Source organism: Afifella aestuarii (genome assembly GCF_004023665.1).
GTDB classification, from domain to species: Bacteria; Pseudomonadota; Alphaproteobacteria; order Rhizobiales; family Afifellaceae; genus Afifella; species Afifella aestuarii.
The window spans coordinates 195113-211160 of sequence record NZ_SAUF01000005.1; the positions used below are offsets into that span (position 1 = coordinate 195113).

At 61.8% G+C, this 16048-nt stretch carries 13 protein-coding genes and 1 tRNA gene; 2 read left to right on the forward strand and 12 right to left on the reverse strand.

The window, feature by feature from the left end:
- Nucleotides 1–32 precede the first annotated feature (32 nt).
- From EO094_RS15080 to EO094_RS15105, 6 genes are all read right to left on the reverse strand, one after another.
- On the reverse strand, nucleotides 33–1463 hold the full coding sequence (locus tag EO094_RS15080; RefSeq protein WP_128293758.1) for a glycosyltransferase family 2 protein: 1431 nt from the start codon (nucleotides 1461–1463) through the stop codon (nucleotides 33–35).
- Nucleotides 1460–2497 carry a HEAT repeat domain-containing protein gene (locus tag EO094_RS15085; RefSeq protein WP_128293759.1) on the reverse strand — a complete coding sequence of 346 codons (1038 nt, stop codon included), beginning with the start codon at nucleotides 2495–2497 and terminating at the stop codon, nucleotides 1460–1462. The genes EO094_RS15080 and EO094_RS15085 overlap by 4 nt, the downstream gene beginning before the upstream one ends.
- 3 nt (nucleotides 2498–2500) lie before the next feature.
- Entirely contained in the window at nucleotides 2501–4294 is a 1794-nt protein-coding gene (locus EO094_RS15090) for a tetratricopeptide repeat protein (protein ID WP_128293760.1), read from the reverse strand.
- Entirely contained in the window at nucleotides 4294–4683 is a 390-nt protein-coding gene (locus EO094_RS15095) for a response regulator transcription factor (RefSeq protein WP_092813831.1), read from the reverse strand. Before EO094_RS15095 ends, EO094_RS15090 begins: the two co-directional genes overlap by 1 nt.
- Nucleotides 4680–6098: a hypothetical protein gene (locus tag EO094_RS15100; protein ID WP_164879685.1), complete on the reverse strand. Its 1419-nt coding sequence runs from the start codon at nucleotides 6096–6098 to the stop codon at nucleotides 4680–4682. Before EO094_RS15100 ends, EO094_RS15095 begins: the two co-directional genes overlap by 4 nt.
- Nucleotides 6099–6315: 217 nt before the next feature.
- Entirely contained in the window at nucleotides 6316–6702 is a 387-nt protein-coding gene (locus EO094_RS15105) for a response regulator (RefSeq protein ID WP_128293762.1), read from the reverse strand.
- A gap of 502 nt (nucleotides 6703–7204) precedes the next feature.
- On the opposite strand from EO094_RS15105, the gene EO094_RS15110 reads away from it, so the two are divergent.
- Nucleotides 7205–11050: a PAS domain S-box protein gene (locus EO094_RS15110; RefSeq protein ID WP_164879686.1), complete on the forward strand. Its 3846-nt coding sequence runs from the start codon at nucleotides 7205–7207 to the stop codon at nucleotides 11048–11050.
- 419 nt (nucleotides 11051–11469) lie between these two features.
- Here EO094_RS15110 and EO094_RS15115 read toward each other — a convergent pair.
- From EO094_RS15115 to EO094_RS15140, 6 genes are all read right to left on the reverse strand, one after another.
- Nucleotides 11470–11546: transfer RNA gene (locus EO094_RS15115), tRNA-Met, on the reverse strand.
- A gap of 108 nt (nucleotides 11547–11654) precedes the next feature.
- Complete coding sequence (locus EO094_RS15120; RefSeq protein WP_128293764.1) at nucleotides 11655–12146, reverse strand: type II toxin-antitoxin system RatA family toxin; 492 nt, start codon at nucleotides 12144–12146, stop codon at nucleotides 11655–11657.
- A gap of 53 nt (nucleotides 12147–12199) precedes the next feature.
- Nucleotides 12200–12805: a NapC/NirT family cytochrome c gene (locus tag EO094_RS15125; RefSeq protein WP_128293765.1), complete on the reverse strand. Its 606-nt coding sequence runs from the start codon at nucleotides 12803–12805 to the stop codon at nucleotides 12200–12202.
- A gap of 127 nt (nucleotides 12806–12932) precedes the next feature.
- Nucleotides 12933–13193: a c-type cytochrome gene (locus EO094_RS15130; RefSeq protein ID WP_128293766.1), complete on the reverse strand. Its 261-nt coding sequence runs from the start codon at nucleotides 13191–13193 to the stop codon at nucleotides 12933–12935.
- A gap of 140 nt (nucleotides 13194–13333) precedes the next feature.
- Entirely contained in the window at nucleotides 13334–13492 is a 159-nt protein-coding gene (locus EO094_RS15135; protein WP_128293767.1) for a DUF3309 family protein, read from the reverse strand.
- Between the two features lie 150 nt (nucleotides 13493–13642).
- Nucleotides 13643–14380: a DUF6065 family protein gene (locus tag EO094_RS15140; protein WP_205649943.1), complete on the reverse strand. Its 738-nt coding sequence runs from the start codon at nucleotides 14378–14380 to the stop codon at nucleotides 13643–13645.
- A gap of 168 nt (nucleotides 14381–14548) precedes the next feature.
- On the opposite strand from EO094_RS15140, the gene EO094_RS15145 reads away from it, so the two are divergent.
- Complete coding sequence (locus tag EO094_RS15145) at nucleotides 14549–16045, forward strand: CoA-acylating methylmalonate-semialdehyde dehydrogenase (protein WP_128293769.1); 1497 nt, start codon at nucleotides 14549–14551, stop codon at nucleotides 16043–16045.
- The last annotated feature ends 3 nt before the right edge of the window (nucleotides 16046–16048 follow it).

Here is a 16048-nt window from a genome sequence, read left to right on the forward strand (position 1 = left end):
GGGCGGCGTCAACTCGGCTTCCAGTGAGCGTCTCAAGGGGAGCGTGACTGAAAGCCGATGCGGGTCATTTCACCCCAGCTGTTGTCGGATCGTAGATACTGCCACAATCCCTTCAGCCGCCAGTAATTATTGATCTGACGATAGCCGAAATTCTCAATTATCGCTGCCATCGCTAGGATGAAGAGGCTCCGGGGTGTCGGAAAGCGTTTCAGCTCGATTTCTTCCAACACCAGCGATCCGACGCTGATGAAAACCCCGAAGACGAAAACGAGGGCCGTATAGGCGAGGAGGTATTCGAGCGACAAACCTCCGAGGAAATAGAAGGTCGGCATAAGAATATAGCCGAGAACTTCGACCACAGGGCCCAAAACGTCGACGATAAACATCTGGCCGAAACCCAGAAATCCGATCCGACCATAGCGCGGATTGAAGGCCATGTGGCGATAGCGGAAGAAGCACTCCAGAGCACCGCGTTGCCAGCGCGCACGTTGCCGCCCGAGCACCGACAAGGTTTCGGGAGCTTCTGTCCAGCATACGGGCTCGGGAACGAAAGTGATGCGGTACTTCCGTTTCTTCTCGATCATGCTGCGGTGCAGCTTGATGACGAGATCGAGATCTTCCCCCATCGAGCCCGGCGTATAGCCGCCGACGTCGATCACCTCGCGGCGTCGAAAGACTCCAAAGGCGCCGGAGACCAGCATCAGCGTGTTGATACGGCTCCAGGCCACGCGTGCCATCAGGAAGGCGCGGATATACTCTACCACCTGGAAGAGCGGCAGAAGACGTTTGGGCAGACGCACGTCAGTGATCCGCCCGGCATCGACGAGGGAGTTGTTGGCGATGCGGATCGTCCCGCCGACGCCGATCGTGCGGTTCGGGTCGTCGATGAAGGGTTGTGCCACCCGCATCAGCGCATCAGGTTCGACGATGGAATCGCCATCAACGACACAAAACAGCGGCGCACGGCAGAGATTGATGCCGGCATTCTGGGCATCTGCCTTCCCGCCATTCTCCTTGTCGATGACGAAAAGCCTGTCGCTGTTGCGTGAGCTGTAAATGTTGCGGATGGGTGCGTGGGGGAGGGCGTCGTCGTGTGGGCGCTCGAACTCCCTCATGTCGAAGGTCTCACGCAGACGTGACAGGGTTTCGTCCTTGGAGCCATCGTTGACGACGATGACCTCGTAGCTTGGATATTCGATCGAGAGCAGTGAATAGACGGTCGAGACGATGTTGAGCTGCTCGTTGTAGGCGGGCACGATGAGGGCGATCGGCGGGGCCACATCACTGTATCGATGCCAGAGGAGCGAAGAGCGCGCGACGGGTGGCCGCTGGTAAAAGGTCGCGCCGGCGACGACGAGCTGGAACAGATAGACGGCGGACTGGGCGAGCCCCGATGCGATGACGAACCAGGCGATGACGCGCGTCGCCTGGAGGAGGACATCGGCGAGGACGAAGTCGCTCATGCCCGGCTTCCCTCTTGGAGCACCATGGAGGCGGTGCGCTGGCCACGGGAGGCCGTTCCCGTGGCGAAGGCGAGAAGCCTGTCGCGCCCAGCCGCGCCGAGATTCTTCAGCCCCTTCGCTGCGGCATAGCGAACGGACCATTCCGCATCGCTGAGCAGCGCAGCCAGAGGCTCGATCATCTCCTGCGACGGGAAGGCAGCCGCCACTTCGGCCGCTTCGTAGCGCACCTGCCAGTCACCATTCTTTGTCGCTGCGAGCACTGTGGGCAGGACCGAAGGGTGGCCGAAGCGGCCAAGTCCGCGGACCGCCGCGGCGGCGACTTCCGGTTTCGCGTCGGCGGCGAGGCGCGAGAAGAAGGGCATGAATTGCGGATCGCCGATATGGGAGAGCGCCTCGATCGCCGCGGCGCGGGAGAAGGAGGAGGCGTCCTCGCGTGCCGCGAATTCGACGAGCTCTGGGGCTTTTTCCAGTGGGAAGGTGCGCAGCAATTCAACGAGACGGCGGGAGCGCTGGCCACGTTCGCCGATTGTGGCCATCAGCTCGGCAAGCGACGGTGTTCTGCCCAGGCGATTGAGAGAGATCGCCGCGGCGAGCCGCACCTCTCGTGCCCGATCTCCGAGCGACCGGTTGAGCGCTGCGATCGTCGCCTCGCTTGGAAAGGCTGCCAGAGTTTCGGCGGCAAAGATACGCTCTGCCTCGTTGGCACGCCGCAGGCGGCGGCGAATGTAATCCGGCACGCCTGCCTCGGCGAAGACCTCTTCGATGCGGGCGCGCTCGTCGCCGCGGAGCATTGCGAGGAACTCGAAGCCCGCATCGACTAAGATGCGCTTCGGAGTTTCCGCTATGACCTGCCTTAGCGAGGCTTCGTCTTCGTCCGCGGAAAAGCGGATCAAGGCGCCGACGAAGCGCTTGCGTTGTGCGGCACGACGCGCGGCAAGACGCATATCGGCGATACGCAGAACGATCAGGCCCAGCAAGATTAAAATCGATGCGAGTGCAAGCGCGATGGAGAGGTTCCAGATTCCGTAAAGCATCGCCTAGAACCGGGTCGAGAAGTTAAGGGCGAGGCTGTTGCGCTCGAATGCGTCACGCCGCTCGTGTGCGATGGCGGCGTTGATCGTTACCCAATCCACCGGATCGAAGGAGACGCCGCCGAACAATGTGCGGGTGTCAAACAAACTGCCTTCCGAAATTTCAGGGGCGTCGGCATAGCCGGCGAAGAGCCGAAACCTGTCTGTGGCAGCAAGATCGGTGCGCAGGATGTAGCCGTTCGAGACGGTGCTGTCGTCGTCGCGGGCATGCACCCACGTGACCTTGAAGGTGAGACGTTCGTCGACGATAGCTGCCTTGATCGCGGGGAAGAGGGAGGTGACTTCGCTGTCCGCGAAAAATTCATGACGCGTCTGCATTTCCAGAAAGAGCGGGCCGCCGTTCGGGCCATTTTCGGCGATGCGCCAGGCCATGCCGGCGCCCAGCGAGACGCGCGCCAGAAAATCGGCGCGCGGCGTTGCAGCGACCGAGGCATTGGCGGCAAAGGCGTCGGAAAAGGCGTAATCGATGCGCGCGCCGATCTGTAGGTCGGTCGAATTGTTGCGGGTGGCGAGCCGGGTCTCTCCTGTCACCGTCGCGGCGGGAGAGAGGCGGTAGGAGAGCACCGCGACGCTGTCGGTCCAGTGCGGCCGGTTCTCGGTGAGGGCGCTGTATTCACTTCCCGCTGTGAAGCGCCAGCGCTTCGGTGGCTCGCGCTCAAGTCGGCCCGCCGTTACAGGATCGCCGGGTGCGATCTCATGCGCCCGCCTATAGGCGGCCCGTGCCTCGTCGAAGCGCCATTGCCGAAATCGTGTATCGCCGAGGCCGACCATAACCTCGGCGTTGTCGTTGGTGCGCCGGGCGAGCGCCTCGTAGCGCGCATCCGCCGACGTGAGATCGCCCTCCGCGATGTCGATGCGGGCGAGGAGAAGCTCCGTCTCGATGCTCTCCGGCTCGCGCACTTTTGCCTCCTCGGCAAGGCGCCGTGCTTCGGCGGTGTCGTCGGCGCGCAGGGCAAGCCGAGCGAGACCGAGCCTGGCATCTGTATAGGAGGGCGCGAGTCTGAGCGCGCGTCCGAAGAACTTGCGCGCCTCCGCCAGCTTGTCCTGGTTCGCGGTCACGAGCCCGAGCGCCACCAGGATGTCGGCATCCTCGGGCGCGAGCGACAGGGCCTTGCGATAGCGTGTTTCGGCGGCAGCGAACCGGCCATCGAGCCGAAGCCGTGTGCCTTCGGCGATGAGACCGGCGAGGCGTTCGCGCTTTGCCTGTGCGATCTCTTCGGGGGTCGGTTTTGCGGGAGCGGGTTCGGGAGGCGCGGGTACTGTAGGCACAGCCTCTGGGGGCGATGTGGCGCTGGTCTTTTGCGCCTCGCGGGCGCGTGCGACGTTGTCGGCGAGCGCCTGCGCGTCGGCATTTTCCGGCTGCGCCGCCAGAACCTGGTTTGTGAGGTTTTCCGCGTCGTCGAGGTTGCCGTTTCGGAAGGCGAGCTGGGCGAGACCGTAGCGTGCGTCCTCGTAATTCGGCGACAGAACGAGCACGCGTTCGAACGTCCCCCGCGCATCCTCGTTCTTTCCCTGGGCGAGTTGAACGAATCCGAGCTGCACCAGCGCGTCGACATTTTCGGGCTGTTCGCTCAAGGCCTCCTGGAGCAGGCGTTCCGCGTCGTCGAAGCGGCCTTCGAGCCGGTAGCGGACGCCTTCCTCGTAAAGCGTTTCAGGGGCTTGCGCCCTGGCCGGTGCCACGCTGCAAAAGGCCAGCAGGAGGCCAAGCAGCACGGCATGGGGCGGGGCGACGACCGGCATCAGGCCCTCGGGGGCTGCCTGGCGATCAGCTTCGACAAACGCGCCATCAATTCATCGGGAATGAAGGGCTTCACGAGATAGTCTTCGGCGCCACGCTCCAGCGCCGAGACGATGTCGCGCTCGTTTTTGCGCGCAGTGAGCATCACGACGGGGATGTCCTTCAGCTCGGGATCCTGCTTGATGCGGTTGAGGACATCGAAGCCATCGAGCTTGGGCATCATAGCGTCGAGGACGACGATCGATGGCCGTTCGGAGGACACTTTCGCGAAGGCTTCTTCGCCATCGGTGGCGGTTGTGACGGCATAACCCTTGGCGCGAAGACGGAACTCCATGAGCTCGATGAGGAGCGGGTCGTCGTCGCAGATGAGGATGAGTGGCGGGGAGCTCATTGCTCGGGAATCCTTGCCTGTTCCGGTCCCTCGCGTTGCGCTTGTTGCAAGTCGTGGATCGCGAGGCCGGCAAAGGCCGGCCAGGCAGGAAAAAGATGCTTCAGATGCGCACGTGCGGACGTAAGTTTGTTTGTGTCGTTGAGGAAGCTGATGCGCGCCATGTCCACCCGTACCTCGTGGCTGAAACGGTAGACGGGGGCATCGGACCTCTCCGGTACGGGTGCAGTAAGCAGCTCTGCCGAAGCGTGGTTCCCGTCAGACGCGAGTCGCAGCGTCCCCTCTTTCGCCCTCAGGTAGACCTTGTGGATCTCCTGCTCAAGGGGGCCGTTTTCCACGGCAATTCGGATCGGCACGCCGGAGCGGCCACCCCAGGCCAGCCAAGGCTCGCTGATCGCGACGATTTCATTGATGTCGGTGCGGTAGGCCATGACCGTGACAGCGGCGAGGGAAGCCGCGGCATGATCGAGAGCCTTCAGCCCGTCTTTCGACTCCAGCATCCAGAACGGCAGAACCACGCCCACGGGGCCATCCCAGGCCCGCGACAGGGCGCGTATCGTCTCCGTCCACGCGGCCCAGGCCGCAGGGAGATCGCGCGCCAAAGCGGGCAGGAGGTAGGGCTCGATGTCATATTGCAGGGCGGTCAGCGGGATCTTCTGCTCGATCTCGCGGAGCGCCCGAAGGCGCGAGAGCGCATTCTGTCTGCCGGAAGGAAGGACCATCTCCGGATCGCCTTCCACGGCGATGACCGCGATGCCTTCCGCGGTCAGGGTGTCGTGCAGCCGCTCCAATGCCGCCATCTGCGACTGAGATTCGATGGGAAGCGGCAGCTGAAGATAGAGCTCGCTCAGTTGCTCGTTGCGCGCGAAAGCAAGCAGCGCATCCGGATCCTGGAGAAAGGGGTCGATGTCCCAGATCCATGTGCCGACGTGACCTGCGGCAACCGAAGTGGCCGTCTCGGCTTGTGGCACAAGGGCGAATTCCTGAAGCGTCGCGGTCGCTGCGCTTTCAGGGCAGGTGATCACGACATCGGGCTGATTGGGCTCCGCTGCGGATTGCTGCAAGGGAATGGGCAGCCGAGTCTTGCCGGTTTGCAACTTCGCCTGCGGTATTGCCGGCGCATCCTCTCCCTTGGGCACAAGCGACAATCCGAAGCCCTTCCCGTCGGAAATCTTGGCGACGGCGGCAAGGCGGAGGCCGCGCGGCAGGCGGGAATTTGGCGCAGACAGGACGAAGCCCGCTGGGCTTTGTCCTGCCTTGCAGTGCAGCTCTAGCTGAACTCCGCTCTTCCGCGACGCGGCGCGTTCCTCCTCGCCGAAAGGGCGAATATTCATTTGTCGAAGGAGGTTTCTATCAAGTGCGAGCATGCGCGGCGGGGCCGACGATGCGGGCTTCGGAGTTTCGATGAGACGCGCCAACCGCGGCTCGAAGCCGTTTTCCTCTTCGACCCCTTCGATGACGACGCGGGCAGGCGCTTCGGCGAACGGCGTGACGTTTTCGCGCCAGAGGATCGATGCGTCCGGCCCGTCTCCGGGCCGTCCTTCATCGGCCATGGCGATGCCCGCTGTCATGCATGCGAAGGAAAATCCGCAAACTGCCGCCCTCAGCCCTAGCGCCCTCTCAGCTTTCCAGAGCCTAGGCATCCACATTCTGCAGGTATTGTTGGACAACGCCCGCAAGACTCATCGGGTCGAAGGGTTTGGCGATGACGCCTATGGCCCCGAGACTAATGAAGTGCTCGACCTCGGATGTCTGCGTACGGGCGGTGATGAACACGACCGAGATGCCGCTCGTGTCGGCTTTTTCCTTTAGGGCTGCCAACGTCTGCGGCCCGTCCATTCCCGGCATCATCGCATCAAGCAAAATGAGATCGGGCTGCCACGCGCGTGCAGCCTCGAGCGCTTCCTGGCCACAGGAACACGTGCGCACGTCCAACTGGGGGTCGAGTTCCAGGGACATGCTCGCGATTTCCCGGATGTCGGGCTCGTCGTCAACGTAGAGTATCCGCGCCGTTTTCAGCATATGCCTCTATCTGTTCAGCTCGCTCACGCTTCACAGCTAAGTCTCAATAGCCACGGTCCTCTTTAGGGCGCAGCAGATGTCCAGGATCTCCACGAATTCAAAAGGAAAGTCATCCGCACGCTCTCTTCGGATTCAATTTAATATCACGTAAAAACGTCCAATCCGAATCGAGCAGTGTTACTCTATCTCATTTTGGATTTCAGTCATGTATTTTCAAGGAGGGTTCGAGCGGTGGCCATGGAAGGTGTCTTGCCGACGCGGCCCGGAAGCTCTTCTTTTCTTCTGGGCAATAGGGCCGGTGCGTTCCGTCCGATCGATCAACAGTACGGAGCCCAGGCGACCGGAATTGTGATCTCGTGCTTTCGGCGATCGGGAACCAAAAGGGGGATGCCAGCCCATCGTTAGGGATGATGAAGTCCCGTCTTACCGATGCATTCCCTATTATCGCCTTTGAGTTGTATGGTCTGCGGCGCGCAAGCTGCGCATGCTAAATCTGCGACTTATGTCTCGAACCGACTTTTATCGCGCGGCTGCTACGGCCGTCCTTTATGGGCTTTTTGGCTGGCTCGGCCTGCGTCTGGCCGTACCGCCAGGCTATGCGACGTTGATCTGGCCGGCATCGGGAATCGCGGTTTCTGCTCTTTTATTTTATGGTCACCGGCTATGGCCCGGCGTGTTTCTGGGGGCATTTGCGGTTAATGCCGTCATCGGAAACGCTTTCGGTGCACAGGGGCCCGACTGGTCAGCTCTGGGGGTTGCTGCTTGCATCGCCACGGGGTCGACGGTGCAGTCGCTTCTCGCTGTCCAACTTCTTCGGCGGCGCTTCGGGATGCCGCTCGCCTTGGATGGGATGCGAGATTTCATTCCGTTTATCCTGCGCGCGGCACTTTTGCCGTGTCTCATTGGTGCGAGCGTCGGCGTAGCGAGCCTTATGGGGGCCGGTATCACCGAGGGATCGGCGGCCCTTTCCAATTGGATCACATGGTGGATCGGGGATGTTGCGGGCATCCTGCTTGTCCTACCCCTGGCTATGATCAGCCCTTTGCGCCCGTGGAGTGCCCGATACCGCGGACGCCCGCTCGCCCGGGTCAGCAGGCTGGGCCTTGTGGCGCTGCTGGTTCCCCTCGGATTGACGTTCTACGCATGGAAGTTCACCAACGAAGCGGCGTTCGAACAAGGGCTGACCTCGTTCAAGGCACTGGCGGGAGACAGCGAACAAGCACTTCTGCACCGGCTGGACGCTTACAAGCAGGCGCTGGACGCTGGAGCGGGGCTTTTCAGCGGCTCCAGCTACGTTTCGCAGACGGAATGGAGGGCTTTCGTCAGCGAATTCGGTCTCGAGGCGAATCTACCCGGGATCAACGGCGTTGGGTTCATCGAGCCGGTCATGCCTGGCGAGCTGCAGACGTTTTTGATCGAGCACACAACGCCCGGCGAAACCAGTCTGACGATCAAGCCCGAGCCTTCCACGGATCGCGAGATGTTCGTGATCACCTTTATCGAGCCTCTTGCGACGAACGCGAAGGCGTTCGGGCTCGATATCGCGTTTGAGCAGAACCGTCGTACCGCGGCCGTCCATGCGCGCGACACCGGGCGTGCGACGATCACGGGTCGGATCTTCCTTGTGCAAGACGAAACGAAAAGCGCCGGTTTCTTGTTGCTTCGCCCCCTTTATGAGGCCTCCGCACCTCTTGAGACCATGGCGCAGAGGCGGGATGCGTTCCGTGGCTGGGTTTATGCGCCTTTTATCGCGCCGCGTTTCATGGACAGTCTGACGGCCAGCCAGGGCACGCGCTTGAACCTCAGTGTCTATGATGGCGGAACGGCCGATCCTGAGCAGTTGATCTATTCAAGCTCTGAAGGCAACGCACACAATCCTGCGTTCCAGGTCAGCAAAGTGCTGTCTGTGATGGAGAAGACATGGACCGTCGTCTGGAAGAGCACGCCCGCCTTTGAAGCGACGGCGGCGTCGAAAGAGCCAGGGATTGTCCTGGCGGCGGGACTTTCCTTGTCCCTCCTCTTCGGCGTGCTCTTGTTGTCTTATGCGCGCCGCGAAGAGGCGATCCAGCAGACGGTCGAATTGAAGACGCGGGAGATCGCCGCGCGCGAGCAGCAGAACCGTTCGATCGTCGATACGGCTCTTGCCGGTGTGATCGTGCTCGACGAAGGCGGCATCATTCGTTCCGTCAATCCGGCAACGGAGCTGATCTTCGGCTATGGGGCGGACGAATTGGACGGGCAGACGATCGCCACGCTGTTTCCCGGGTCGAAAGAGGACGCGGCAAGTGCGCAGAAGCAGGGAGAAGTCAGCCGGCTTGTCGAGACGCGGAACCGCAATGGCGAGGAGCTTTTCCTGACGCTGCAAAAGAACGAGTGGCGCACAGAGGCAGGCGACCTGCGCCACACGCTGATCATCAGCGATGTGACACTGCAGCAAAAGGTGGCGCGCGAACTGGCAATCAGCGAGCAGCGCCTGCAGCAGGCGATTGAGGCGGCGGCCATCGGTGTCTTTGATATCGATCTCAAAACCGGCCGCTCCGTCGTCTCGGGCAGATGGCGGGCGATGCTTGGCTTCGGCGAGGACGAAGATATCGACCCGCAGGAGGAATGGAGACGGCGGGTGCATCCCGACGATCGCGCCGCGGTGGAGAAGGCCGACGCGGCATGTATCGAGGGCCGAGCTGCCCGCTCCCTGACGGAATATCGCATTCGTCACAGAGACGGCCGTTGGATCTGGTTGCGCTCGGAGGCGATCGGCATCGAACGCGACAAGACCGGTCGAGCGATGCGCATGATCGGCACGCAAACGGACATTACGCACCTCAAAGAGACGGAGCTCGCGCTGCGCGAGAGCGAGGAACGATTCCGCCTGGCACTTGAGAACGCACCTGTCGGCATGGCGCTGATCAGTGACGACGGGCGATGGATGCAGGTCAACGAAACGCTGTGCACGCTTCTGCAATACGAGCCGGAGGAGTTCGAGCATCTCGATTTCGCCAGCGTGATCCATCCCGACGACAGACCGGCGTCCGGACAGCTGCGCAAGATGCTCGACGGTGTCGCTGCCACCCAGCAGGCCGAGCGTCGCTTCGTCGCCAAGAACGGGCGCTCGATCTGGTGTCTCTTCGGTCTGTCGCGCGTGGAGGACCACCAGACCCGGCATGGCTACTTCGTCGCCCAGTTCCAGGATATCGATGCCCGAAAGGAGGCGGAGCGAGCGAAGAGCGAATTCATCGCGACCGTCAGTCACGAACTTCGCACGCCGCTGACCTCCATTCGCGGCTCTCTCGGGCTGGTTCTTGGCTCGGCAGAGGCGCAGCTCGGTCCAAAGATCTCGCATCTTCTCACAATCGCACTGAAGAACTGCGAACGGCTGGTTGAACTCGTCAACGACATCCTCGACCTGGAGAAGATCGCCTCAGGCGCGATGCAGTTCGATCGACGCGTGGAAGATCTGAACGAACTCGTCAGGCAGTCGGTCGAAGCGAACCAGGCGTATTTCGAGAAATTTGATGTGACGCCCGTCGTGCACGCGGACGGCCTTTATGCCGTCGAGGTCGATGCGAGGAGGCTGCAGCAGGTTTTCTCTAATCTCCTGTCGAATGCCGCAAAGTTCTCCCCTTCCGGGGGAACCGTGGAGGTTTCCATCGCCAAGAGCGGCGAGACGGTGCGCATTTCCGTCGCCGATGAAGGAGCGGGTGTGCCTCCGGAATTCGCGGGCAAGATCTTCAACCGTTTCAGCCAGGCTGATTCCTCCGCCACCAGGCAGCAGGGCGGCACCGGCCTCGGCCTGCACATCTCGCGACAGATCATCGAGCAGATGAACGGCTCGATCTCCTATCGCAATCGGCCGGATTCCGGTGCCGAATTTACAGTTGCTTTGCCGCTATCGACGGGTGCAGCAGAAAAGGCGACGGACCGGACGACGGTTGACGCGAACGACGAGGCTGGAGCTGAGGCACCGCAGAGCGGCTCGAACCTGCCGCGTGCGCTGCATGTTGAGGAAGATGCCGACTTTTTCGCGATCCTCTCCGCTCTTTTGAAAGAGAGCCTGGAGCTCTCGCGCGCGTCCACCGTTGCAGAGGCGCGCCAGCAACTGGCTGAACAGCACTTTGACCTTCTTATCGTAGAGGAAACCCTGCCGGATGGATCTGGGTTGGACTTGCTTGATGAGGTCTCGAGACGCTGCCCCGACCTTCCGGTCGTGATGGTTGGTTCTCGCGACATGCCGGAGGTAGATGAACGCTCTGTACGCGTCATCGTTAAATCGCGGCTCAAGGAAGAGGAACTTGCACAGATCGTCAGTGAAGCTGCAAATCGTCGTCGAACTAGACACGCGGCTCTATAATGAAAGCGTGCAAGCTAGCCCGGCTTGATGATCTTAGACGGGGCCGCTGATGATCTGTTCTTCCGGGAAATGACAGCGTTCATGAACTGATCCGTACCGATCGGTCGGGACGACCTCCAACTTGGATCGAGCCGCGGGGGCAACGTTGCGGTGTATTCTTCTCAGGCCCGGGCCACGAAGCGTTCGCGCACCAAAGAGATGAAAGTCACTTGTCTGCAGCGAGGTCCTCGAGAGTGCCTTACCGAGGAGTGGCGCTGTGCATTTCGCCGCACGTACCTGGAGGTAGTACCGACCGCCTCGGCGTAGCAAGTCGGAGGTGCGCGCCAGAGGTTACATCTCTGCGGACATGACCGGGGATGGTTCCCAGTCGCCACGTTAAGATCGGCGTATAACTACTGGATTTTTCATGAGAAAAGGGCTGGTAGCGGAGGAGGGACTCGAACCCCCGACACGCGGATTATGATTCCGCTGCTCTAACCGACTGAGCTACTCCGCCGCCCGCAGGCCGCCTCGCGATGCAAGGCTAACGGACCGCGTGCGATATACGGTGGGGTTTTTTCACCGTCAAGCCGCGGTGCGCCGTTATCTCTCGGTCGCGCACAGCTTATGTAATGCCGTCGGCGTTCCCGCCGCCGTTGCCGTTGCGGGCTTTGCGACTTTGCGCGAGTGCCCGCTCTCGGGCGCGTGCCTCAAAAGCTTCCACGGAGCGGGCATAGAGCTGGCGCACCACAGCTTCCTTGAATCCGCCAAGTCCCGCGCCGACGAGGGCGAAGTCGACGCGCATCGTCACTTTGGTGCGGGCCGTTTCGATCGCCTCAAACCGCCATTCATGGCGCAGCGAACGAAACGGTTTGTCGTGGGAGGTGATCAGAAGATGGTCCGGCCGCGTCAGTTCGGCGCGGCTGCGAAATGAAATTGTGAGGCCCGGCAGCCCGACGCGCTGCATCACGAGGAGAGCATCACCGTCTCGCTTCAGGATGCGCGCCTCCAGGAAGCCTGGAAGGAATTCGGGATAGCTCTCAACGTCGGCCACGAGGTCGAAGACCTCTTCCTGGGGCAGCGCGACGAAACGCGTCGTCTCAAGGTGTCGTGACATCTGGCCTCAAAAGCTGCGTGGCCGACGCCATCAGAGACGCCGGCCACGTCGCATCATTTCCCAGAACCAAGCACGTCGGTGAGCTCGCCCGCAAGATCTGCCATCTCTTTGGCCGGCCGATGCGCGGCTGCGGCTGCCTCGTCGCCGACGGGGCCGTGGCCGATCCCCTTGTGGCAGGAGATGCAGGTGAGGTTGGCGGCTTGCGCCTGCGGATGAGCGAATTGTGCCGCCGGGCTCTGTTTTTCAAGCGCCATGGCGGCTTCGTCATGACAGGAGCGACAGGTCTCCGAATCCGTGCGTTCCAGATAGGCCCAGACCTGTTCCGACATCTCTTCGCGCTTGGCGTCATACTCCTCGCGCGTCGACAGTTTGCCGGTGAAGTGTCCCCACACGTCCTTGGCGCCGGCCGTCGCCTTGCCCCACAGGTAATCGGTCCATGGGTGGCTATCGACATGACACGTGATGCAGGGCGCACGCACGCCGGATGCGTTCTTGTAGTGCGCCTGCTGGGTGTAGGTCTCCTGCGGCCACGACATTTCGTGACACGCCAGGCAAAATTCGTTGGTGCCGGTCTTCTCGACCACAGTAGTGGTCGCGCCTGCGACGGCCAGGCCGATGACGCCGCCAACCGCCACGAGGCCGAGTGCTGCCCACTTCATGAAAATCCCCCATTGACCGATCGGCACGCCCGCTTGGACACGCCTTCATTGTCGGACAAAAGAGACTTAGGCGGCGGTGGGAGGAGGAAGAAGTGCGGCGCGCGGTCGCCTGCGGCCAGCCTGTCGCCTATTTCTCCTGCACGTAGCTGTGCATCGCCTCGATCTGGGGCTCGGTCAGCCCTTCCACGACCCCGCCGAGCTTGGGATGGGTGGCGATCTTTTCCTGAAATTGTTCGAGGTCGAGCTCTGCCATCGCGGCTTTATTGGGCGCCAGCGTGCCATGGCAGGTGGCGCATTTGGTCGTGAAGACGGAGGCGGCGTCAAAATCCTGGCTGTGTGCGGAACCTGTGACCGCCCCGAAAGCCACGGCAGCCAGGCTGAACAACATCGCTCTTCTCATCATCATCTCCAACGAGGTCCACATCAAAAAGGCGGCGGCCGTGAAAGACCGCCGCCTCATCGTTGATGATATGGAAGACTGCGCCCCGCCCATCAAGCGAGGCGATGGTGCGACCGATCTACGCCGTCTCAGACATATCCCAGCAAAAGCATGATGATGAGGATGACCAGGATGAGGCCGACGATCCCGGAGGGTCCGTAGCCCCAGCCGCGACTATAGGGCCAGGCCGGCACTGCACCGAGGAGGATCAAGATCAAGATGATAAGAAGAATTGTTCCGACCGACATGGAGAACCTTTGTTTTGTCCGGCGCCCCCGTTGGGCCGGCTCTTTTGCAGCAAGAAACGCCGTCGGGATCGTTGCGGTTCCCGGCATCTTCGGCGTGAGAACTGCGTGAAGGTCTGGCCTGGCTTTGCGCGGGCGAAGACTTGGATGCGCTCAGTCGTCTGTTTTCTTGGTTTTGTGCAAGACGACCTTGGTGCGGTGTGGTGGCGACAACGCCTCGTGCGGCCCCTTCAAATAGTCACGCTGCCATTTCTTGCGCGCGGCATCAGAATCGGGCGAGGCGAGCTCTTCGTTGAAGCTTCGCCGTCCTTCCGCCCATTCATGATAGGCGGCCGCAAGCTCCGGATCGTCACCGAGCGTTCGGCGGCGTGTTTGAAAGGTTTCGATCTCGCCGCGGCGGATTGGAAAGAAGGCGCAGAACGGCTCGTCTTTCTCGAAGGTGACGCGCGCGCCAGGACGGGTGAAGCGCCAGTTCATGGTGAAGGTGGCGGTCGCCCAATCCGTCTCAACCACGCCGTTGAGGGCCTGGATGTCGGCCTTGATGAGGTTGGGTGGGCCCATGACCCAAAGATCATATCCCGGCGGTGTGCGGATCAGCGCCGGCACCGTGAACGTGAGAATGCCATGGCCGAAATGGCTCATCGCAGCATGCCGGTGCGCTTCTCGGTAGCTGATATCGATCGCCTCCAACGCATCGGTGCCGTCCCAGCTGGCGGTGAATGTCACAGGGTTCAGGATTTCCCAGCAATGCGCGTTGGCGATGGCGAGAGGCAGACAGCGATAGGCGAAGCGATGGCTTGTCTGATCCATCCATCGGCGCTCGCGCGGGGCAGGACGGATCACGATATCGCTGCCGTCGATCATGTAGAAATCGAGATATTTCTTGCTCATCGAACCCCGCATGCGGACCGACCATAGGTTCACAACAGGTGGATTGTCATCGCCGCAGGGCAAGAGTGAGCTGCCCGGGGTTGTTTTTCTCGTCCTCTGCGGCGATCACTCGCTGAAGGCTCCGGAATGTCTGCAGCAGGATCGAAGGAGCGCGACAAGGAGAACTGAATGCGCGAAATCGGACATTTCATCGGCGGTCGCAATGTGGCGGGCAAGAGCGGGCGCACGGCCGACGTGTTCTTGCCGATGACCGGCGAGGTGCAGGCGAAAGTGGCGCTCGCATCGCGCGCGGAAATGCGCGAGGCGGTGGAGAATGCCAAGGCGGCGCAGCCGGGCTGGGCGGCGCAGAACCCGCAGAAGCGCGCACGCGTTTTGATGAAGTTTCTTGAACTCGTACATCAGGAATACGACAGCCTCGCCGAGCTTCTGGCGCGCGAGCATGGCAAGACCGTTCCGGATGCGCGCGGCGATATTCAGCGCGGCCTCGAAGTGGCGGAGTTCGCCTGCGGCATCCCCCATTTGATGAAGGGCGAATTCTCCGAGAACGCCGGGCCGGGCATCGACATGTATTCCATGCGCCAGCCTCTCGGCGTCGTCGCCGGCATCACGCCGTTCAATTTCCCGGCCATGATCCCGATGTGGAAATTCGCCCCGGCGATCGCCTGCGGCAACGCCTTCATCCTGAAGCCGTCCGAGCGCGATCCCGGCGTGCCCATGCGCCTCGCCGAGCTCATGATCGAGGCGGGACTGCCGGCTGGAATTCTCAACGTCGTCAACGGTGACAAGGAGGCCGTTGATTCAATTCTTGAGGATCCCGACATCAAGGCGATCGGCTTCGTCGGCTCGTCTGCGATCGCCGAGTACATCTATGGGAAGGGCTGCGCGGCCGGAAAGCGCGTGCAGTGCTTCGGCGGCGCCAAGAACCACATGATCGTCATGCCGGACGCCGATATGGACCGTGCGGTCGATGCCCTGATCGGTGCCGGCTACGGCTCTGCCGGTGAGCGCTGCATGGCGATTTCCGTCGCCGTCCCGGTGGGCGAGGAGACTGCTGACAGGCTCATGGAGAAGCTCATTCCGCGCGTGGAGAGCTTGAAGATCGGTTTGTCGACCGACCCCGACGCCGATTTTGGTCCGCTCGTCACGGCCGAGGCGGTGAAGAAGGTACGCGGCTATGTCGATCTCGGTGTCGAAGAGGGCGCCGACCTCGTCGTCGACGGCCGCGGCTTCACCATGCAGGGCTACGAGAACGGCTTCTACATGGGCGGTTGCCTGTTCGATCGCGTCACGGCGGACATGCGCATCTACAAAGAGGAAATCTTCGGGCCTGTCCTCTCCGTGGTCCGCGCCAAGGATTATCAGGAAGCGCTCGATCTGCCGACGAAGCACGAATACGGCAACGGCGTGGCGATCTTTACGCGCGACGGCGATGCCGCTCGCGACTTCGCCTCGAAGGTGGAAGTCGGCATGGTCGGCATCAACGTGCCGATTCCGGTGCCGTTGGCCTATCACACCTTCGGCGGCTGGAAGCGGTCAGGCTATGGCGATCTCAATCAGCATGGCCCCGATTCCATTCGTTTTTATACGAAGACGAAGACGGTGACCTCGCGCTGGCCCTCCGGCATCAAGGACGGAGCCGAATTCATCATGCCGACCATGCGGTAGGAA